Origin of the sequence: Aestuariivivens insulae (assembly GCF_022662195.1) — a bacterium.
GTDB lineage: Bacteria > Bacteroidota > Bacteroidia > Flavobacteriales > Flavobacteriaceae > Aestuariivivens > Aestuariivivens insulae.
On sequence record NZ_JAKMCS010000004.1, the window covers coordinates 131,197 to 152,760 of the forward strand.

Genomic DNA, 21,564 nt, shown 5'->3' on the forward strand with positions numbered 1-21,564 from the left:
TAGAAATAAAATGTTTAAAATGCTATATACCATTTATATAGGGTTATTGCTTCTTTTGTCTTGTTCCGGAGGTAACGAGGAGTCAACAGTGCCCGAATTAGAAGAAACATTGGTTTGGAGTGATGACTTCAATACCGATGGCACTCCGGATCCCTCAAAATGGAGTTTTGAAATAGGAAACGGTTGTGATAAACCAGCAGGTTGTGGTTGGGGCAACGGCGAATCGCAATATTATACCAACCGTTTAGATAATGCCAAAGTAGAAGATGGTGTATTAAAAATAACAGCCAAGAAGGAAAGTTATCAGGGAGCATCATATACATCGGCCAGATTAATATCAAAAGACAAATATGAGTTCACTTATGGTAAGGTGGAGATTAGGGCAAAACTACCAAGTGGTTCAGGTACTTGGCCTGCTATATGGATGTTGGGAGCCAATATAGATGAGGCGGGTTGGCCTGCTTGTGGTGAAATTGATATCATGGAACATTGGGGGCATAATCCAACATTGGTTTCTAGTGCTACCCATACACCAGCATGCCATGGGGGCTGCGGTAGTACCAAAGTTGGAGAAACGACGGTTTCAGATTATGCAACAGCATTCCATGTATATACTTTAGAATGGACTGAAGATACCTTGCGTTTTTCATTGGATGGAAGCTTTTTGTATGCTTATAAACCAGACGTTAAAGATAGTAGCAACTGGCCTTATAACAAGCCACAGTTCTTTATCCTAAATATAGCTATGGGAGGCAGTTGGTTTGATATAGATGAAAATTTTACAGAATCGACCATGGAAATAGATTATATAAAAGTATACCAATGAAAACAGATTTAGAAAGTTTATACATAGCCCTTTTTACCCTCCTAATACTGTTTTCTTGTAACAATAATCAGGAAGGTGAAGATTCAGATAAGAATATTGCAGAAGTTTCCGAATCAATAGATAATAAAGTTGCAGATTTATTGGATAGGATGACCCTTGAAGAAAAAATAGGCCAGATGAACCAATACAATGGTTTTTGGGATGTCACTGGGCCTACGCCAGAAGCTGGAGATGCAGCTAAGAAGTATGAACATTTAAAAAAGGGCTATGTGGGCTCCATGTTAAATGTTACTGGTGTCGATGAGGTTAGGGCCGTACAAAAAATAGCAGTCGAAGAAACCCGTTTGGGCATACCATTAATTATAGGGTTCGATGTTATTCATGGATATAAAACCATTAGTCCAATTCCACTTGCAGAAGCAGCCAGTTGGGATTTAGAAGCTATAAAAAAATCGGCGGAGGTTGCAGCTAAAGAAGCTGCGGCAGCAGGCATTAACTGGACCTTTGCGCCTATGGTGGACATTTCAAGAGATGCCCGTTGGGGGCGAGTTATGGAAGGTGCTGGCGAAGACCCTTTTCTAGGATCAAAAATTGGTGTAGCAAGGGTTAAAGGGTTTCAAGGCGAAGATTTGTCGTTGCCATCAACCATTGCAGCCTGTGCTAAACACTGGGCAGGATATGGTTTTGCTGAATCAGGAAGAGATTACAATACCGTCGATATTGGCACATCAACATTAAACAATATTGTATTCCCGCCGTTTAAGGCTTGTAGTGAAGTTGGTGTAAAAACATTTATGAATTCATTCAACGAATTGAACGGCATACCCGCTACAGGTAATGCCTATTTGCAGCGTAATATTTTAAAGGATAAATGGAAGTTTGATGGTTTTGTAGTTTCCGATTGGGGATCAATAAACGAAATGATAGCCCATGGTTATGCCAGAGATAAAAAACAAGCAGCAGAATTAGCGGCTAAAGCAGGATCGGATATGGATATGGAGTCTTATGCCTATGTAGATGAATTGGCTAATTTGGTTAGAGAAGGGACGGTTTCAGAATCACTTATAGATGATGCCGTTACACGTATTTTAAAAGTTAAATTTGAATTGGGTTTATTTGATGAGCCGTATAGGTATTGCGATAAGGAGCGAGAAGAAACAATAATTGGGAGCGAAGAAATTCAGGAAACGGTTTTGGATATGGCAAAAAAATCCATAGTACTTCTAAAAAATGAAAACAACATACTGCCACTTAAAAAACAAGGACTGAGAATAGCTTTAATAGGAGCCTTAGCAAGCGATAAAACCAGCCCCCTTGGAAGCTGGCGCTTGGCAGCCGATGACAGTACGGCCGTTTCAGTTATGGAAGGGATGTTACAGTACAAGGAAAACAACTTAGAGTATGCAAAAGGAGCCGATGTTGCCTTAGGTGAAACAAGTTTTCCATTTGAAGTTAAAATAAACACTACAGATAAAAGCGAATTTAAACGTGCGATTGGCATCGCTAAAAATGCAGACGTCGTTGTAATGGTCTTGGGTGAGCATGGTTTCCAGAGTGGAGAAGGTAGAAGTAGAACATCATTGGATTTACCAGGGGTACAACAAGCGTTATTAGAGGCAGTATACAAGGTGAATAAAAATATTGTTTTGGTGTTGAACAATGGAAGGCCCTTGGCCATTACCTGGGCAGACAAACATATTCCTGCTATTGTAGAAGCTTGGCAGTTGGGAACGCAAAGTGGTAATGCCATTGCACAGGTGTTGTATGGCGATTACAATCCGAGTGGTAAGTTGCCTATGACATTTCCAAGAGATGTAGGGCAAGTGCCTATTTATTATAATTATAAGAACACGGGAAGACCTGTAATTCCAGCGCCTAACCAAGTATTTTGGTCCCACTATATCGATGAAAGCAATACCCCTTTATATCCATTCGGACACGGGTTAAGTTATACATCGTTTTCTTATAGTAATTTAAGGACTGAAACACTGTCCCAAAATGAAATTAAGGTTTCTGTAGATGTAAAAAATGTTGGACCTGTAGAAGGCAAGGAAGTTGTACAATTGTATATTGGTGATTTGGTAGCAAGTATTACCAGACCCGTTAAAGAGCTGAAGGGTTTTGAAATGGTTGCGTTAGACGCCAATGAGTCTAAAACGGTCACCTTTGTGTTAACAAACAAAGAATTAGGATTTTATAATAATGAAGGCGTATTTGTTACGGAACCAGGAGCATTTAAAGTATTTGTTGGCGGAAGCTCAGATACCGTCTTGGAATCCGGTTTCGAATTAAAATAAACCGATTACGGATATTCAATAAAAATCCGAAAAGTAATGTGGTACTAGAGTTTAAAATATTTCTTTTCTTTGTGTAAAGATGTTTTTACACATGTTAGACGATGTTTTAGCAGCGATCCCTTTTGGAATTATATTGGCTTTTACAATTGGCCCAGTTTTTTTCGTCCTATTGGAAACGAGTGCTACCAAGGGATTTAGAAGTGCTTTAATATTTGATTGTGGTGTAATACTCGCCGATATTCTTTTTATTTTAGTGGCTTTTTTCAGTACCAATAAATTACTTGAAAAGATAAAAGACGACCCTAATTTTTTAATATTTGGGGGTGTTTTGCTGGTTGTTTATGGGTTTACCTCTTTCATAAGAACTTCTAAATCTTTTCGGGAAATTGTTAAGGAATACCATAAAATTGATATCCAAAAAAAGTACGGCAAACTGTTTTTAAAAGGCTTTCTGCTTAATTTTATTAATATAGGAGTACTACTGGGTTGGGTTGCTTTTATCGTAATAGCGAATACCATAACAGATTCTACAGAAGGCGTAATAACATTCTTAAGCACCATACTTTTAGTTTATTTTTTAGTGGATATGGTTAAGATTGTAGTTGCCAAAAAACTAAGGAACAGATTAACTCCGAGACTCATTTTTAAAACAAAAAAAATAATAGCATTGGTGATCCTAGGCTTTGGGGTATTATTATTGGTCCAAGGGTTTTTTCCAAAGGAAAAAGAACTTATCAAGGAAAAACTGGAACAGATAAAGATCAATCCTATAAAATAAAAAAAGCCTCCAGAATTAACTGAAAGCTTTTGAGGCGTCAAGCGGATTCGAACCGCTGTAGAAGGTTTTGCAGACCTCTGCCTAGCCACTCGGCCATGACGCCATTCGAAAAAAAACACATCAAAGTTTGCTTAGATGTATCCTTATTTATTTGTCATTCCTGTGACGACAGGAATCTGCTGCAAATGTAAAAAAAAATAAGAGTTTACAATACTTAAAATTACTTTTTACGTTTTTGAGTCATTTTTACGGTTACTTGTTCTACATCACCACCTATTGGCGGATTAAGCTTACTTACACTAACAGAAGCTTTTGTTACCAACTTATCCTCGTTAAAAATACGATCTAAAATACGCCTGCATACGGTTTCAAGTAATTGTGAAGGTTTATTCATTTCTTCTCGTATAATGCGGTTTAAAAACACATAATCTACAGTGTCCTTTAAATGATCACTTTTAGCCGATGGTTGCAAATTGGCTTTTACCTCCAAATCTACGCGATAATCACTCCCAATTTTAGTTTCTTCTTTTAAACAGCCATGGTGGGCAAATACACGAATATTTTCAACTTTTATAATTCCCATCTAATCTTATTTAAGTCGAACTCATTTAGACTTTTTAGGTTGAAGCGAAAATTACCCTTTTTTGTTCATTTGAAGGCTTTTTTGAGTTGCATAGCTGGGCTACAGAAGGAGAAAAAGACAAAAAATGAACAAAAAAGGGTAATTTTATAGCCAATTGAAAAAGTTTAAATGAGTTCGTCGGCAAAATTACCTAATTTTGCTCAAAAGTACTTGAGTTTTTTAATTTGATAATTCAAAAAAAAACAAATTAAAAAATTACATGTACTAATGAAATGGTTACTGAAGTGAAGCTGAATTTTGTATTTAATTAATCACAAAATTTAGCTTTTACTGAAGAAAATAAATTGTTTAATCATAAGAGTTTCCAAGCATTAAGTTTGGATGTTTAGTTTATATGTCTGAAGAAAGAAAATCCCTTAATTTCATAGAGCAAATTATAGAAGACGATTTGGCGAATGGTATGCCAAAAAACAAATTGCGTTTTAGGTTTCCACCAGAACCCAATGGATATTTACATATAGGACACACCAAGGCCATAGGGATAAGCTTTGGAATGGGGGAAAAGTACAATGCTCCAGTTAATTTACGTTTCGATGATACCAATCCAGCTAAGGAAGAGCAGGAGTATGTAGATGCAATAAAGCAGGATATTGCTTGGTTAGGGTATCAATGGGACAAAGAACTATATTCTTCAGATTATTTTCAAACCCTTTACGATTGGGCCATTCAATTAATAAAAGAAGGTAAAGCTTATGTCGATTCACAATCAAGTGAAGCCATGGCCGAGCAAAAAGGAACCCCTACACAACCCGGAGTAGATGGCCCATTTAGAAATAGGAGTGCTGCAGAAAATTTAGACTTGTTTGAGCGCATGAAAAATGGCGAGTTCGAAGAAGGCGAGCATATATTGCGTGCTAAAATAGACATGCAACACCCTAATATGCTTATGCGTGACCCCATTATGTACCGTATCTTAAAAAAAGATCATCATAGAACAGGGAGCGATTGGTGTATTTACCCTATGTACGACTGGACCCATGGCGAGAGCGATTATATTGAGCAAATCTCACATTCGTTATGTTCGTTGGAGTTTAAGCCTCATAGAGAGCTTTACGATTGGTTCTTGGACCAAGTAGTCGATCCAGACAAATTAAGGCCTAAGCAACGTGAATTTGCACGTTTAAACCTAAGTTATACCATTATGAGTAAACGTAAGCTACTTAAATTGGTGGAAGATGGTATTGTTAATGGTTGGGACGACCCTAGAATGCCTACCATTTCAGGATTACGTCGAAGAGGCTATACACCAAATGCCATTAAAAAGTTTGTGGAGACCGTTGGTGTGGCCAAGCGTGATAATGTTATTGATGTATCGTTGTTGGAATTTTGTGTGCGTGAAGACCTCAATAAAGTAGCACCTCGGGTGATGGCCGTTTTAAATCCGGTTAAATTAGTAATTACTAATTACCCTGAAGATAAAGTAGAATGGCTAGAAGCAGAAAACAATCCAGAAGATCAAAATGCTGGGTATAGAAAAGTGCCCTTCTCCCGCGAATTGTATATTGAAAAGGAAGACTTTAAGGAAGAAGCAGGAAACAAGTTTTTTAGGTTGAAGCTGGGCGGAGAGGTACGCCTTAAAAATGCTTACATCATCAAAGCTGAAAGCGTAGTAAAAGACAATGAGGGAGATGTAACAGAAATACATTGCACCTATTCCGAAGATACCTCCCGTAAAGTTAAGGGAACCTTGCATTGGGTGTCTATAGAACATGCAATTAAGGCAGAAGTTAGGGAATACGATAGATTGTTTATGGATGAAGCTCCAGACAGTCACCAAGACAAGGATTTTATGGAATTTTTAAATCCGAATTCTTTAAAAACTGTTGAAGCTTATGTAGAACCAAGCCTTAAAGAAGCTAAGAAAGGAGATAGGTTCCAGTTTCAACGTTTGGGGTATTTTAATGTTGATAATGATACTGCTTCAGACCAATTGGTGTTTAACAAAACAGTTGGATTAAGAGATACTTGGGCCAAACAAAAGGCTAAGCCAAATCAAAATAATACAACACAAAAGCAAAAGCAAGAGCCGCCAAAACGAAAGGCAATTGATGTGATACAGCAGTTGGGCAAAAAGTACACCAATTTACCCGAAGCCAAGCAGCAAAAGGTTAAGGCCGAGATTCAAGAGTTGGCGAAGAACGTTAGCTATGAAGAATTGGCTCCTTTATTCAATACGGCAGTAAAGAAAGTAGGAACCCGCATAGCTGTGGCAATTACTTTAGGGGTGCTGTTAGATAATGGATTGTCTAAAAACGAAGAAATTTCAGGTTTTGTAACTAAGGCTCTTGAAGATAAAAATGAGTTACTTGTTGCCGAGGTAAAGTCTCTTTAATGGTGTTGGATTAGTTTACAAAATGTTAAAATAAAATAAGGTTATTCTTATTTTAACTATATTTAACTACTAACTAATCTTTATATCATTATGGAAATTAATTTTTTAGCAGTTCTTGTTGCTGCAGTTTCTGCCCTTGTTGTTGGGTTTATTTGGTACAATCCTAAAGTATTTGGAAATGCATGGATGCAAGCCGCAGACATGACCGAAGAAAAGATGAAAGGCGCCAATATGGCTAAGATTTTTATTCTGGCTTTTATTTTTGCTTTTTTATTAGCATTAGCTTTGTTGCCAATGACTATTCACCAAATGGGAGCTTTTAGTTTAGCCCAAGGAGAATTAGGGATGTTACCTTCTTATGACACGTTTATGGCAGATTACGCTAATGAATTTAGAACGTTCAAGCACGGTGCTCTGCATGGTGTTATTGGAGGACTTTTTATTGCATTGCCTATTTTAGGTACCAATGCATTATTTGAGCGTAAAAGTGCTAAATATATATTAATTAATAGTGGGTATTGGATAGTTACCATGGGTATTATGGGAGCAATTATATGCGGATGGCAATAACTATTTTGTAAAGTTTTAAAATAAATAAAGACTGAAGCGTTTTAACTTCAGTCTTTTTTCTTGGATATTGAAAACATTTCATATTTATAAATCATATAAGGAACTTCCTTCGTCTTGGGATGATTTGGTAAGCCACGATGTTTTTTTACAAACGACTTATCTTGAAGCCTTAGAGCAAGCTACCCCAAGCAATATACATCTTTTTTATATAGGTGTTTTTAATAACGATACACTTGTAGGAGCCGCTATTATACAACGGGTACAGCTTTATCTTAAAGACATGTTTAGAAAGACTACGGTATCTTGTATCAAGGAGTTCTTTAAAGATCTTGTGTCAAGGGTTTTAAAAGGTAATGTTTTGGTTGTTGGTAATTTAATGCATACCGGCCAACATGCTATTTACTTTAATGAAAACCAAATTAACCAAACCTACTTTTTCAACGCTATTTTTCAAGGGTTGGATGTTTTGATAAAGCAAATAAAAGAAACCCACGGTAAAAAAATAAGGGCACTTATTATGAAAGACTTTTTTGTGGGAGATACTATACTTAAGGATAAAAGGATTTTAAAAACCCATGGATTATATGAAGTTGCTGTTCAGCCCAATATGATTTTACCAGTCCCCGAACATTGGTCTTCAATAGATGATTATATAAAGGCCTTGCATAAGAAATATAGACACCGGTATAGACGGGCTATAAAGAAATTTGGGGCAATACAAAGTAAGGAATTGGATTTGCACTTCATTGAAGCCAAGTCAAAAACCCTACACCAACTGTATTTAAACGTCTCTAACAATGCTAAGTTTAATACCTTCATTTTACCTAAAAACCATTTTTATAGCTTAAAGCTAAAATTGAAAGAAAACTTTAAAGTATTTGGGTATTTTTTAGAGGATGAATTAGTTGGTTTTTACACCCTTATTTTAAATGAACAACATTTAGAGACTTACTTTTTGGGTTACGATGCAGAGCACCAATACCCTAATCAACTCTACCTAAATATGCTGTATGATATGCTGGAATTTGGTATTGAAAATAGGTTTTCATCCATAGTTTATGCAAGAACCGCAATGGCCATAAAGAGCTCGGTAGGAGCGAAGGCTGTACCAATGGTTTTATATATGAAGCATACTAACACAATCATGAACGCCATTTTAAAACCAATTTTCGCACTAATGAACCCAAAACAGAACTGGGTAGAACGGCATCCATTTAAATAAATTACTGAAAACGAATAGCTTATATAGATGAATTTTATTATTTTTAATTGTAAAAGCTTTCGGCATGGACTTAGAAACCAATAAAATATTGAAAGACATTTCGGTTTTGACGCTTAAAATTCAAGAGGATTATCCAGAGTTGCAAAAGTATCTAGATGAACAAAGAAGCACCCTCCCACACGATGATTTAATTGGCAGCACTTTAGACTTAGATGCGTTGCAAAGCTATAGGGATGGTTTAAAAGAGCTGATAGACCATTACAAGGAAAATCATATGCATTAAATTAAAGAGACTGTCTAAAAGCATAAGTTTCAAACAGCCTCTCTTTTGTAGGTTAAAGTTATTTACCTTTCTTTTTAGCTTCTTTCATGGCCTCACCAATTTGGTTACTGGCAGCAAAACTGGCTACCATGTCGTTAAGCATATTACTACCCGCTTGAGGGGCATTGGGTAATAAAATGAGGTTACTATTGGTTTCCTCTCCTAAAGATTGTAGGGTGTCGTAATGCTGTGTTACAACAATTAGCGCCGAAGCTTCTTGGCTATTAATACCAACACGATTCAATACTTCAACCGATTCTTCCAAACCGCGTGCAATTTCACGACGTTGGTCCGCTATACCCTGTCCTTGTAAACGCTTGCTTTCGGCTTCAGCCTTGGCTTTTTCCACAATTAAAATACGGGCAGCATCACCTTCATATTGAGCCGCTATTTTTTCGCGTTCGGAGGCATTAATACGGTTCATGGCAGCTTTTACCTGGGCATCGGGATCGATATCTGTAACTAAGGTTTTTATGATATCGTAACCATAATCTATCATGGCATCGTTTAATTCAGTTTTTACAGCAATAGCAATATCATCTTTTTTTACAAACACATCGTCCAGTTTCATTTTGGGCACTTCTGCGCGAACCACATCAAATACATAACTGGTAATTTGGTCGTGGGGATAATCCAATTTATAAAACGCATCATATACTTTATCCCTTATCACCTTGTATTGCACCGATACTTTTAAGCGTACAAAAACGTCATCTAAGGTTTTGGTTTCAACAATAACATCCAGTTGCTGGATTTTAAGGCTTAATCGTCCAGCGATTCTATCAACCAATGGGATTTTTATTCTTAGTCCAGAATGTCGTATGGCTTCAAAACGACCAAACCGCTCAACAATAGCCGCTGTCTGTTGTTTTACGATGAAGAAAGCTGAAATTAGGATAATTAGCCCAAAAAAAAGGGCAATGGGTAAGAAAAGATAGTTCATGATAAATGTTTAATTAGGTTTAAAAAATTAAGATACAAAAATTGTACTATATTTGATGGTTACATGTAACTAATTAACCAACAAATGATACAAAACCTTCGTACACTATTAGTAGTACTATTACTTACTTTTGTTACAAAAAATTTTGCACAACATAAAACCTATAAAATTACCAATGGCATTGGTATCTTTGGAGGACTTACCAAATTAGATATTAAAACCGATAATTTTATCACCAAACAAGGCAATGGATTTTTATTCGGAGCTTCTGCAACGGTAGACATTCCCCACAGGTGGTATAACATGAGTTATGGCATGCAGCTTTCTGAAAACTATATAACTATAGAAGGAAGACCTACATCCTTAGGATCTGGGCAAGAGCTAATAGAGTACAAATTGTTTGCAGCCCAACTGGCTTTATTGGGACATATTAAATTAATAGGCAGCCATATAACCATTGATGTTGGTCCTATGCTACAGTATAATGGAGAACTTGAACTGAAAGATAAAAATAAAGAGGGCTACTACATTAATAACTATACAAACTTAAAAGCAACCGATATTAGCTCCATTTCCCAATTCAATTTTAACGGCTTAATAGGCGCATCGGTAGGGTATAGCTTCTTTAGGTTTAAGGCCCAATATATTTATGGGTTTACCAATATTTTAAAGAAACTTGAAAACAAAAATTTAGACACAACTGGTGGTGATGCCCGTTTTAAAGGCAACCAGTCTATGTTGGTTTTTGGAGCAATGGTTTCTTTTTAAAACGGGTTAATTATAGTAATGATCTTTAATTAACTTTTTACTGCAATTTGCTAACCATAGCCTTAATGCGGCTAACCGTTTCAGTTTTGCCAATCATAAACATGATATCGAATACATCGGGGCCTTGTAGCGCACCAACCAAAGCTAAGCGCAGTGGCATCATAACTTTCCCAAACCCTATCTCGTTGCTGGTTATCCAACTCTTTATGGTTGTTTGAAGGTTTTCTGCTGAAAATTCATCAATAGCATTTATAAGAGCCACGATTTGTCCCATGATTTCGGAGGTATCATCCTTAAAGGCTTTTTTGGCTGCTTTTTCGTCATATTGCTTAGGAGCCTTAAAAAAGTAATAGGTTAAATCCCAAAAATCGCTAATAAAAGTAGCACGTTCCTTTACCAACCCAATAACTAAAGCAATATAATTCACATCAATATTACCTAAGGTATCGTGTTGTGATTTAAACGCTTCGGCTAAAGCGTCATTGCTTTGTGTTTGCATGTAATGGTGGTTAAACCACGTTATTTTATCAGGATCAAAACGCGCTCCAGCCTTGTTTACACGAGCAATATCAAAAGCATTGATAAGTTCATCCAAACTAAATATTTCTTGTTCGGTACCTGGGTTCCAGCCTAAAAAAGCTAAGAAGTTAACAACCGCATCTGGAAAGTAACCGTCTTCCTTATACCCTCTCGAAATGTCGTGTGTCTTTGGGTCTTCCCATTCTAATGGGAACACAGGAAAACCTAGTTTATCGCCATCGCGTTTGCTTAATTTACCTTTTCCGGTAGGCTTTAAAATTAATGGCAAATGAGCAAATTCTGGAGCTTCCCAACCAAAGGCTTTATATAATAAATAATGTAATGCTAAAGATGGCAACCATTCTTCACCGCGAATTACATGGGTAATTTGCATAAGGTGGTCGTCTACAATATTCGCCAAGTGATAGGTAGGCATACCATCACTTTTAAACAGGATTTTATCGTCTAGGATATTAGTGTCAATCTTAATATCTCCCCGAATCATATCTTTTAAATGTAGTGTTTCGTCTTGGGGCGATTTAAACCGAATTACATAATCTTCACCGGCATCCAATTTAGCTTGGGTTTCTTCTTTACTAAGCGATAAAGAATTGGTTAATTTTAAACGATTATGCCAATTGTAAATAAAGGTCTTGCCTTTGGCCTCATGATCTTTTCTATGAAAATCTAAGGTTTCGGCAGTATCAAAAGCATAATAGGCATTACCAGATGCAATTAACGTATCGGCGTACTGTTTGTAAAGTGTTTTGCGTTCACTTTGTCTGTAAGGACCAAACTTTTCGTTTTTCCCTGGACCTTCGTCAAAAGGAATGCCACACCAATTTAATGCCTCAACAATATAGTTTTCTGCACCTTTAACATAACGGTTTTGATCGGTATCTTCAATTCTTAAAACAAAAGTTCCGTTATGTTTTTTTGCAAATAAATAGTTAAATAAAGCAGTTCTTACACCACCAATATGTAAAGGTCCTGTTGGGCTTGGCGCAAAGCGCACACGTACAGTGTTGGTCATTTTTTGTTATTTTGTGCAAAAGTACATGAATTTTTTTCATTTTAAATTTTATAGATTCAAATGAGAAAAATTATATGGACTAACAGAGTGGTTACTGAGGGAATACTAATTTTTGTTTCCTAAAAATCACAACATTTGGCATTGCCGAAGTAAGATACAATTAACACATTATTATAAGCGCTGTACTAAATAAAATTGTAGTTTAGTCTATTAGAACAGTTTTTTATTCCGCAGTTGCGGAAATCTATCTAAACGATGACCAATTTCAATACCATATTAAACAAGCTGGAGCAATTTATAAGGAAGTATTACCTTAATGAGTTGCTTAAGGGGGCAATCCTTTTCTTTGCCATAGGGCTCTTGTATTTTTTATTCACCCTGTTTATTGAATATGTATTGTGGTTAAATCCCACGGCAAGGACTGTTTTGTTTTGGTTGTTTGTGATTGTAGAGGCACTCTTAATGGTTAAGTTTATAGTAATGCCTTTAGGCCGGTTGTTCAAACTTCAAAAAGGGATAGATTATCAAGTGGCTTCAAAAATTATTGGCAGGCATTTTCCAGAAGTTAACGATAAGTTACTTAATGTCCTTCAACTGAATCAAAATCCTTCGAAATCAGAATTACTATTGGCCAGTATCGAGCAAAAGTCTATTGAACTTAAGCCCATTCCGTTTAAGCTGGCTATAAATTTCAAAAAGAACACCAAGTATTTAAAGTATGCTGCGATACCTCTGTTGATAATACTTTTAAGTTCCGTAACGGGTAATATGAGTTGGTTTAGCGATAGCTACAAACGGGTGGTACATTATAAAACGCCTTTTGAACCGCCGGCACCCTTTCAATTTTTTGTAGTGAATGAGGAGTTAAATACGCTGGAGGGCAATGATTTTAAACTTATTGTGAAAACAGTTGGGGAAGTTGTTCCAGAGCATGTTCAAATACAATACAATAACGAATCTTATTTTTTACAGAAAGCAGGGACAGGGGCATTCGAGTTTGTGTTTACAAAACCTAAAAGCAATATAGAATTTCAACTAATTGCCAATGAAGTGGAGTCGAAACCGTATACCTTGGGTGTTATAGAAGTGCCTGAGTTGGTGAATTTTGAGATGGTATTGGACTATCCAAACCATACAAAGAAGCATAACGAAGTTTTAAAAAGCACGGGCAATGCTGTGGTTCCAGAAGGGACTAAAGTAACGTGGAATTTAAATACCAAGTCTACAGATGCAGTACATCTTTTTGCTAAGGACACACTTCTTTTCGAATCGGAGGAGAATAGCCATTTCGAGGCCTCTAAGCAGCTTTTTAATAATTATGCTTATACTATTAGTACGAGTAATAAAAACATCCGTAATTATGAGAATTTGGCCTTTAAAATTACTGTTGTTAAAGATGAGTTTCCTGAGTTAGACATCAAGGTGGAAATTGATAGCTTAGACCAACAAACGCTTTATTTTTATGGGCAGGCAAGTGATGACTATGGGTTGACCAAGCTGGAATTGGTGTATTATTCTATTGATAATGAGAATGATAAGATATATAAGGCTATAGCTATTCCAAATTCTAATGTGGCACAATTTATAGATGCTTTTCCTAACGATTTAGGTATTCAGCCAGGGGTGCCTTATGAAATGTATTTTCAAGTATTTGATAATGACAGGGTTAATGGTTTAAAGCGTGTTAAAAGTAGCGTTTTTACCTATAGAAAGCGGACCCAAGAAGAAGAGACCAAAAGACAACTTGAGCAACAAAGCGAAACGATTAAAGATTTAAATAAATCATTAAAGAACTATAAGCAGCAGGAAGTAGAGCTTAAGGAACTTACAAAGACCCAAAAGGAAAAGACAACTTTAAACTTTAATGACAAAAAGAAGTTAGAATCATTTTTAAAGCGTCAGGAACAGCAGGACGAGATGATGAAAAATTTCAACAAAAAGCTCAAGGATAATTTAGAAGAGTTTCAAAAGGAAAACCCCGAACAAGATACTTTTAAGGATGATTTAAAAAGGCGTTTGGAAGAACAGGAAGAACAGTTAAAACAAGATGAAAAGTTATTAGAAGAACTTAAGGAGCTCCAAGAAAAAATTAACCAAGAAGAGTTGGTAAACAAACTAGAAGAGTTGGCTAAGCAAAACAAGAACAAAAAACGCAGTTTAGAGCAACTTTTAGAGTTAACCAAGCGGTTTTATGTTGAAAAGAAATTAGAGAAGCTTAGAGATAACCTAAACAAATTAGCTGATGATCAAGAACAGTTATCCAATGCCCCTGAAGAAAAAAACACCAAAAACAAGCAAGACGATTTAAACAAACAGTTTGAAGAGTTTAAAAAAAGTATGGAACAATTGGAAAAGGATAGTAAGGAACTAAAAAAGCCAATTGAAATACCGCGAGATATATTAGATGAGCAAGAAGTAGACAAGGAGCAACAAAAGGCTTCGGATGCATTGGAAAAGAAAGAACAAAACGCTTCGGAAAACAACAATCAAGAACAGCAGGACAAATCCAAAGAACAATTAAATAAGGCACAGCAAAGTCAAAAGAAGGCTTCTAAGAAGATGAAAAAAATGAGTGAGATGATGCAGGGTTCTATGCAGGCTGGTGGAGGAGACCAAATGCAAGAAGATATGGAAATGCTAAGACAAATTTTAGATAATTTGGTGTTGTTTTCTTTCGATGAAGAAGCCTTAATGAACAATTTTAAGGACATAGATGACAACCATAATAAATATGCCTCATTCTTGCGAAAACAGCATGATCTTAAAGAACACTTCGAGCATATTGATGATAGTTTATTTGCTTTGTCGTTGCGCCAACCAAAGATTTCAGAACAAGTTAACAAAGAGATCACAGAGGTTTTTTTCAATATAGATAAGGCGTTGGATATGTTGGCAGAGAGTCAAGTAGCTCAAGGTGTTTCCAAACAACAATTTGCTATTACAGCAACCAATAATTTAGCTGATTTTTTGAGTAATATTTTGGACAATATGCAAGAAAGCTTAAGTATGTCCCCAGGTCAGGGAGGAGGAGATATGCAGTTGCCAGATATTATTATGAGTCAGGAAGAGTTGAATAAAATGATGCAGGAGGGCATGAAAGAAAGTGAAAATGGTCAGCAAAAAGATAAGGGTAAGCAACCAAAGAATAATGGTGAAAGTGATCAAGAAGGGGAAGACCAACAGCAAGGTAAAGATGGAAAGCAGACTGGAGGTGAAGGAGAAAATAATTCTGATGAGTTTTTAAACGGTAAATTGTTTGAAATTTACCAGCAACAACAACAATTAAGAAAAGCTTTAGAAGAGCGTTTGGATAAAGAAGGTAAAGGTGGTATTGGAGATCATATTTTAAGGCAAATGGAGGATGTAGAGCTTGAGTTATTAAACAGAGGATTTACCAATAGAACCTTACAAAAAATGATGCAACTGCAACATCAATTGTTGAAATTGGAAAACGCAACCTTTCAGCAAGGAGAAGACGATAAACGTGAGTCTGAAACTAATAAGGATAGATTTGATAACAATACAAATAATCAAATCCCCAAGGCCAAACAATATTTTAATTCTACTGAAATATTGAATAGACAAGCCTTACCTTTGCAACTTGAATATAAGCGTAAAGTTCAGAATTATTTTAAAATTCAACAGGATTAAATCATATGAATATTATGAGGAACTTTTTTACCCTAATTACCTTTTTGGTTTTTAGCTTCTACACATTTGCTGATAATAAGATTCAATTGGAAGATCATTATAAAGTTATAGGTACTTTTTCAGGTGATATTGAAAAGTCTAATTCATTTCATATTGTTATAGCAAAAAATAAAGAGAGTAAAATGTATGAAATTATTCCGGTATCTTATTTTGAAATGAATTTAATAAGATTACCATCAATTTCATTTAAAAAGCAACCTTCTATTAAATCCTTTCATTCTAATAATAATGTTGTTAGTCTCATAGTTGCTATAGGAAATTCTTATCCAATTCAAAAGAAGATTTTGGATGTTAATTTTGTGACTGGTGAGTATAAATTATCGAAATCTATTACCGTAAACAAGTTAAAAGCCATAGTTAGAAAAGAAGATAAAAGTTATATAATAACTGGTGATGAAGGTAGGTTATACCTTACAAAGATAAAGAGTTCAGATCAACTAGTTTCGGTTAAAATTGTTAAAGGAGAGAATAACGCCCTTTTTTTTAAAAAAATATCCAATTCTAGTTTTAGCGCGGTTGACACAGATGAATTTGTTAAAAATGGCCCTGTACAACCTTACAAGGTTTATTGTTATGATGACGATGTTATGTATATCACAAAAGACAATTTTTCAAAAAAGCACACATCTGTTATTAGTGTGATGATTGATACTACAGACACGAATACCAATATTGGTTCTGTAGAGTTTAGCTATGAAAGGTTTAAATCACCTAAAGAAGCCTCTTCTTTTCTTCATAATGGTAAGGTTTTTCAATTTGTCCTTGATAAAAAATTGGGGTTGATTAAAATTACCGATTTTAAAACTCATGAGTATAAAAGTCTATTGTTGAAAGAGGAATTATTATATTCTAAAGGTGAAGGATTTGATGATTTAAACAACTTTTTAGACCAAGCATCTAAAGGTAAGTATAAAAGCACGATTACTGTAAATGAGTCTACAGACGGAAGGCTTATTATTAGATGTGATTATGTTAATCCAACGGTCTATGGATATAATTATAATTGGTGGTGGCATCATCAACAGTTTATTTGGCATCATCAGCAAATGATGATGAATAATATTCCAAAGTTTGGACCTAACAGCAATTGGTTTAATGCTTTTAAAAGCTTTGATTATTATGCAAAAGACCATTACTTTGAGATTGTTCTTGATAAGGAGTGTAATATCATTACTAATAATGGGGAAACCATAAAACCATTAGTCCCTACCATTGAAAAGAAAAAGTATACAAAAGAAGTTGATGAAGATGAAAGCATAGATTTTGTTTCTTCTGTTTTCTTAAAAGATGAATTTGTATACTTCTATTTTGATAAGAACTACGATTCGTTTAGGGTTTCAAAAAAAGCTATTATCAATGATTGAGTTTAATTACGAAACCGATTTCAATTTAAAAGATGAATCGCTTATTAGCGATTGGATAGCCAACGCTATTGTTTTGGAGGGCTTCACTCTAGGAGACATTAATTATGTGTTTTGTGATGATGATTATTTGTATAAGTTAAATGTTGAGTTCCTTAATCACGATACGTTAACAGACATTATTAGTTTCGATTATACGCTAGGCAAAACAGTACATGGTGATATTTTTATTTCTGTTGAACGCGTTGAAGATAATGCCAAAGACTTTAACGTACCGTTTTATAACGAACTGTGTCGAGTCATTATCCATGGTGTGTTGCATTATTGTGGTTATAAGGATAAGACTCCCGACGATGCTAAGTTGATGCGAAGTAAAGAAGACTACTATCTACAGTGCTTAACCTAAAAGTCAAGAATTAGGCGTATATTTGCAAGCTAAAAATTTATAAGTGTTCCACGTGGAACGTTGTAAAAATCAAAACGGTTAATTATGTTTAACGAGGTTTATGATGTTATAGTTGTTGGAGCGGGTCATGCAGGAAGTGAGGCGGCAGCCGCGGCGGCTAATATGGGAAGCAAAACCTTATTGGTTACCATGAATCTGCAGAACATCGCCCAGATGTCCTGTAATCCTGCTATGGGAGGTATCGCTAAGGGGCAAATTGTTCGTGAGATTGATGCGCTTGGTGGATATAGTGGTATTGTTTCAGATACTTCGGCTATACAGTTTAAGATGCTAAATAAATCTAAAGGACCTGCTATGTGGAGCCCTAGGGTGCAGAGTGATCGTATGCGATTTGCTGAAGATTGGAGGTTACTTTTGGAGCAAACACCCAATCTTGATTTCTACCAAGAAATGGTGTCTGGTTTGCTTATTGAAAATGATTGCGTTGTTGGGGTTAAGACATCGTTGGGTGTTGAAATAAAATCCAAAACCGTTGTACTTACTAATGGGACTTTTTTAAATGGATTGATCCATATTGGTGATAAAAACTTTGGGGGTGGTAGAGCTGGTGAAAAAGCTGCTACCGGAATCACCGAACAGTTGGTCGATTTGGGTTTCGATTCAGGAAGGATGAAAACTGGAACACCACCAAGAGTTGACGGACGATCTTTAGATTATTCCAAAATGTTGGAGCAACCAGGTGATGATGATCCTGAAAAGTTTTCCTATTTAGATATAACTAAACCATTAGAGAAGCAGCGATCGTGTTATATGACTTATACAAGTGAATTGGTTCATGATTTACTTCGAGAAGGGTTTAACAGGTCGCCAATGTTTAATGGTAGGATTAAAAGTTTGGGGCCACGTTATTGTCCTTCGATAGAAGACAAGATCAACCGCTTTGCAGATAAAGACAGGCATCAATTATTTATTGAACCAGAAGGGTGGAATACGGTTGAGGTTTACGTTAACGGATTTTCTACATCCTTGCCAGAAGATGTTCAGTTTAAGGCATTGCGGTCTGTGGTTGGGTTTGAAGGCGTTAAATTTTTTAGACCAGGTTATGCTATAGAATATGATTATTTTCCGCCTACACAGCTTAAACATACTTTAGAAACTAAGTTAGTTTCTGGTTTGTATTTTGCAGGACAAATTAATGGGACTACAGGCTATGAAGAAGCGGCGTCCCAAGGTTTAATGGCGGGTATTAATGCGAGCTTAAAAGTTAAGGAGAAAGAACCTTTTACTTTAAAAAGAGATGAAGCTTATATAGGTGTTTTGATTGATGATTTGATTACCAAGGGAACCGAAGAGCCATATAGGATGTTTACGTCAAGGGCAGAATACAGGACCTTGTTGCGTCAAGATAATGCAGATTTAAGATTAACGCCCAAAGGTTTTGAAATTGGTTTGGCTTCAGAAAAGCGTTTAAGACGCATGGAAGAAAAGCATAATGCTGCTAAGGAATTTGTGTCGTTTTTTGAAACCACCAGCGTGAAGCCTGAAGAGATAAATCCTATTTTAGAAAGCAAAAATTCGGCACCAGTTAATCAGTCAGGTAAGTTGTTTAAGATTTTTGCACGTCCTAATGTTCAAATGGATGACATTAGAAAAGTTGAAAGCGTAGAGGCTTATATACAAGAAAATAATTTGGATAGGGAGGTTGTTGAGCAAGCAGAAATTCAAGTTAAGTATTCTGGTTACATAGCTAAGGAAAAGAATAATGCTGATAAGTTAAGCCGATTGGAGTATGTCAAAATCCCAGAGAATTTCGATTACTCTAAAATCAAATCCATGAGTTTTGAGGCTCGGGAAAAGCTTAAAAGGATTCAGCCAACAACGGTGTCGCAGGCCTCCAGAATAAGTGGTGTTTCACCAAACGATATTTCCGTTTTGTTGGTTTATATGGGTAGGTGATTTTATTGTGTTCCACGTGGAACATGTGTTTTTTTAAAAAAAAAATAATGTTCCGTTGTCGCGTTTTGAGTCAAGGTCATTGGTCGAGTTTTCAGTATAAATTAAAAACTAAAGCGTTTACAGGGAGCATACGTTTTAAAAGACAGCAGAAAAATGTCTTCATAAATCTTTAGAAACTATTCGTAAATTAGTGGTAGAAGAAAAATCAAATCAGAACTATTTAAAGGTAAAAGACCATTCGGTATCCGGAGAAACATTTCAATTAATGGAAAACACCGAATACGGTTTTTTGGAAACCACACCTTCACCTTCGGCAGAACAATTACCTAAATACTATAAAAGTGAAGATTATATTTCACATACCGATGCCAAAAGAAATTTGTTTGAAAAGGCATATCATTTTATAAGAACAATTGCCCTAAAGAAGAAACTAAATTTAATCAATAGTTATACTGGCAAGAGTAAAACGTTGTTGGATGTTGGATGTGGTACTGGAGATTTTTTGAAAGTGGCACAACAAAACCAATGGATGGTTTCTGGAATTGAACCTAACGAACAGGCTAGGGGTATAGCAAATAAAAAAAACAATAATTCTGTTTACGATACAGAACAACTTTATAAATTTGAAAGCAACAGTTTTGATGTCATTACATTGTGGCACGTTCTAGAACATTTGCCAAATCTTAAAGATCAAATAACATTATTAAAAAAGCTATTAAAGCCAAAAGGAACTTTAATAGTTGCTGTACCAAATTATAAAAGTTTTGATGCAACGTATTATAAAAACTTTTGGGCTGCCTACGATGTGCCTCGCCACCTTTGGCATTTTAATAAGGATTCTATACGTAAATTGTTTACTAAGCAATCTATGGAAGTTGTAAAAATAAAACCGATGTGGTTCGATGCCTTTTATGTGAGTCTACTCTCTGAAAAATATAAAACAGGAAAAATGAATTTTGTTAGAGGGTTTTGGTTTGGCTTACGTTCAAATTTAAAAGCCATTATAACAAAAGAGGCTTCGTCTTTAATTTATGTCATTAAAAACAAGTAAAACGCAATTACGGGCTTTTTAAAGGCTTTTTGCGCTTTTTGCTTGTGATTTGTTGGCTGATTTTAATTTTGTGCTTAAAATGCCTTAAATCGATTCTTTTTTAATAGAATTAAACTATTGTTTTAAAAAGAATCTATAATTTATTTTTATAATTAAAAATGAAAACTTTTCAGCACTAAATTACGTGCTACTTTACTACTTTTGTTCGAATTCTAAAATTAGGGTAATAATGAAAAATATAATTTATGTTTTAGCAGTAGCTTTTGCATTTACTGCCTGTCAAAAAGAGAAAAAGATTGGCTATGTAGAAAATGGCACTGTAATTAATGGATATCAAGAGAAAAAGGATATTGAAACAAAATACCAAGCAAAGGAAGAAACTTTTAATAAAAAAGCAGATAGTATTGGTAAAGCATTTCAGTTAGAAGTACAGCAAACACAAATTGACGCTAGAAAGTCTTCACAAAAAAAGGCACAAGAACTTATGCAAGGTTTACAACAAAAACAACAAGTTCTACAACAACAAATGCAATTTGAACAACAACAGTTGACCCAAGCCTTTCAAACCGAAATGGATTCTTTGATTGTAAAGGTTAAAGATTTTGTAAAAGACTATGGTAAGAAAAACAATTACACATACATTTTAGGGACTAGTGATGCAGCGGCATCGGTTTTGTACGGAACCGAAGAAAATAATTTGACCCAAACTATTTTGGATGCCTTAAATGCTGAATATAAAACAGAATAATATTTTAAGAATCATATTAAAAAGCCCTGTGACAGTTTTGCCACAGGGCTTTTTATTTGTCCATTACAAAAAAAACCT

17 protein-coding genes and 1 tRNA gene are annotated in these 21,564 nt (G+C 35.5%); 14 read left to right on the forward strand and 4 right to left on the reverse strand.

Going from position 1 to position 21,564, the window contains the following annotated elements:
• Window positions 1-19: 19 nt before the first annotated feature.
• From MR062_RS06560 to MR062_RS06570, 3 genes are all read left to right on the forward strand, one after another.
• On the forward strand, window positions 20-826 hold the full coding sequence (locus MR062_RS06560; RefSeq protein ID WP_242203296.1) for a glycoside hydrolase family 16 protein: 807 nt from the start codon (window positions 20-22) through the stop codon (window positions 824-826).
• Complete coding sequence (bglX, locus tag MR062_RS06565; protein WP_242203297.1) at window positions 823-3,123, forward strand: beta-glucosidase BglX; 2,301 nt, start codon at window positions 823-825, stop codon at window positions 3,121-3,123. Before MR062_RS06560 ends, bglX begins: the two co-directional genes overlap by 4 nt.
• A 91-nt stretch (window positions 3,124-3,214) precedes the next feature.
• The gene (locus tag MR062_RS06570) at window positions 3,215-3,901 is read left to right on the forward strand and encodes a LysE family translocator (protein ID WP_242203298.1); all 687 of its coding nucleotides are present in this window, start codon (window positions 3,215-3,217) and stop codon (window positions 3,899-3,901) included.
• A 32-nt stretch (window positions 3,902-3,933) separates the two neighbouring features.
• Here the strand turns inward: MR062_RS06570 and MR062_RS06575 are convergent.
• Window positions 3,934-4,004, reverse strand: a tRNA-Cys gene (locus tag MR062_RS06575).
• 117 nt (window positions 4,005-4,121) lie between these two features.
• Window positions 4,122-4,484 carry a dihydroneopterin aldolase gene (gene folB / locus MR062_RS06580; RefSeq protein WP_242203299.1) on the reverse strand — a complete coding sequence of 121 codons (363 nt, stop codon included), beginning with the start codon at window positions 4,482-4,484 and terminating at the stop codon, window positions 4,122-4,124.
• Window positions 4,485-4,878: 394 nt separating this feature from the next.
• On the opposite strand from folB, the gene MR062_RS06585 reads away from it, so the two are divergent.
• The 4 genes from MR062_RS06585 to MR062_RS06600 all read left to right on the forward strand — a co-directional run bounded on the left by MR062_RS06585 (window position 4,879) and on the right by MR062_RS06600 (window position 8,951).
• Entirely contained in the window at window positions 4,879-6,876 is a 1,998-nt protein-coding gene (locus MR062_RS06585; protein ID WP_242203300.1) for a glutamine--tRNA ligase/YqeY domain fusion protein, read from the forward strand.
• A gap of 90 nt (window positions 6,877-6,966) precedes the next feature.
• Window positions 6,967-7,446, forward strand: coding sequence for a DUF1761 domain-containing protein (locus MR062_RS06590; protein ID WP_242203301.1), 480 nt, complete (start codon window positions 6,967-6,969; stop codon window positions 7,444-7,446).
• A 67-nt stretch (window positions 7,447-7,513) separates the two neighbouring features.
• Entirely contained in the window at window positions 7,514-8,668 is a 1,155-nt protein-coding gene (locus MR062_RS06595; protein WP_242203302.1) for a GNAT family protein, read from the forward strand.
• 64 nt (window positions 8,669-8,732) lie between these two features.
• Window positions 8,733-8,951 (forward strand): hypothetical protein, encoded by a 219-nt coding sequence (locus MR062_RS06600; protein ID WP_242203303.1) that lies wholly within the window; start codon window positions 8,733-8,735, stop codon window positions 8,949-8,951.
• A gap of 58 nt (window positions 8,952-9,009) precedes the next feature.
• Here the strand turns inward: MR062_RS06600 and MR062_RS06605 are convergent, their stop codons facing one another.
• On the reverse strand, window positions 9,010-9,933 hold the full coding sequence (locus MR062_RS06605; RefSeq protein ID WP_242203304.1) for an SPFH domain-containing protein: 924 nt from the start codon (window positions 9,931-9,933) through the stop codon (window positions 9,010-9,012).
• 84 nt (window positions 9,934-10,017) lie between these two features.
• Between MR062_RS06605 and MR062_RS06610 the strand changes: the two genes are divergently transcribed.
• On the forward strand, window positions 10,018-10,701 hold the full coding sequence (locus MR062_RS06610; protein WP_242203305.1) for a hypothetical protein: 684 nt from the start codon (window positions 10,018-10,020) through the stop codon (window positions 10,699-10,701).
• A 37-nt stretch (window positions 10,702-10,738) separates the two neighbouring features.
• Here the strand turns inward: MR062_RS06610 and gltX are convergent, their stop codons facing one another.
• Window positions 10,739-12,253 carry a glutamate--tRNA ligase gene (gltX, locus tag MR062_RS06615; protein ID WP_242203306.1) on the reverse strand — a complete coding sequence of 505 codons (1,515 nt, stop codon included), beginning with the start codon at window positions 12,251-12,253 and terminating at the stop codon, window positions 10,739-10,741.
• Between the two features lie 255 nt (window positions 12,254-12,508).
• Here gltX and MR062_RS06620 point away from each other — a divergent pair, with 255 nt between their 5' ends.
• The 6 genes from MR062_RS06620 (at window position 12,509) to MR062_RS06645 (ending at window position 21,486) form a co-directional block, all read left to right on the forward strand.
• Complete coding sequence (locus MR062_RS06620; RefSeq protein ID WP_242203307.1) at window positions 12,509-15,904, forward strand: DUF4175 family protein; 3,396 nt, start codon at window positions 12,509-12,511, stop codon at window positions 15,902-15,904.
• A 14-nt stretch (window positions 15,905-15,918) separates the two neighbouring features.
• Window positions 15,919-17,328 (forward strand): hypothetical protein, encoded by a 1,410-nt coding sequence (locus MR062_RS06625; protein ID WP_242203308.1) that lies wholly within the window; start codon window positions 15,919-15,921, stop codon window positions 17,326-17,328.
• A complete protein-coding gene (gene ybeY, locus MR062_RS06630; RefSeq protein WP_242203309.1) occupies window positions 17,321-17,731 on the forward strand; it encodes an rRNA maturation RNase YbeY in 411 nt (136 codons plus the stop codon). Before MR062_RS06625 ends, ybeY begins: the two co-directional genes overlap by 8 nt.
• Before the next feature lie 84 nt (window positions 17,732-17,815).
• Window positions 17,816-19,687 (forward strand): tRNA uridine-5-carboxymethylaminomethyl(34) synthesis enzyme MnmG, encoded by a 1,872-nt coding sequence (mnmG, locus tag MR062_RS06635; RefSeq protein WP_242203310.1) that lies wholly within the window; start codon window positions 17,816-17,818, stop codon window positions 19,685-19,687.
• 190 nt (window positions 19,688-19,877) lie between these two features.
• Window positions 19,878-20,738, forward strand: a complete 861-nt coding sequence (locus MR062_RS06640; RefSeq protein ID WP_242203311.1) for a class I SAM-dependent methyltransferase — start codon at window positions 19,878-19,880, stop codon at window positions 20,736-20,738.
• A gap of 229 nt (window positions 20,739-20,967) precedes the next feature.
• Window positions 20,968-21,486, forward strand: coding sequence for an OmpH family outer membrane protein (locus MR062_RS06645; RefSeq protein WP_242203312.1), 519 nt, complete (start codon window positions 20,968-20,970; stop codon window positions 21,484-21,486).
• Window positions 21,487-21,564: the final 78 nt, after the last annotated feature.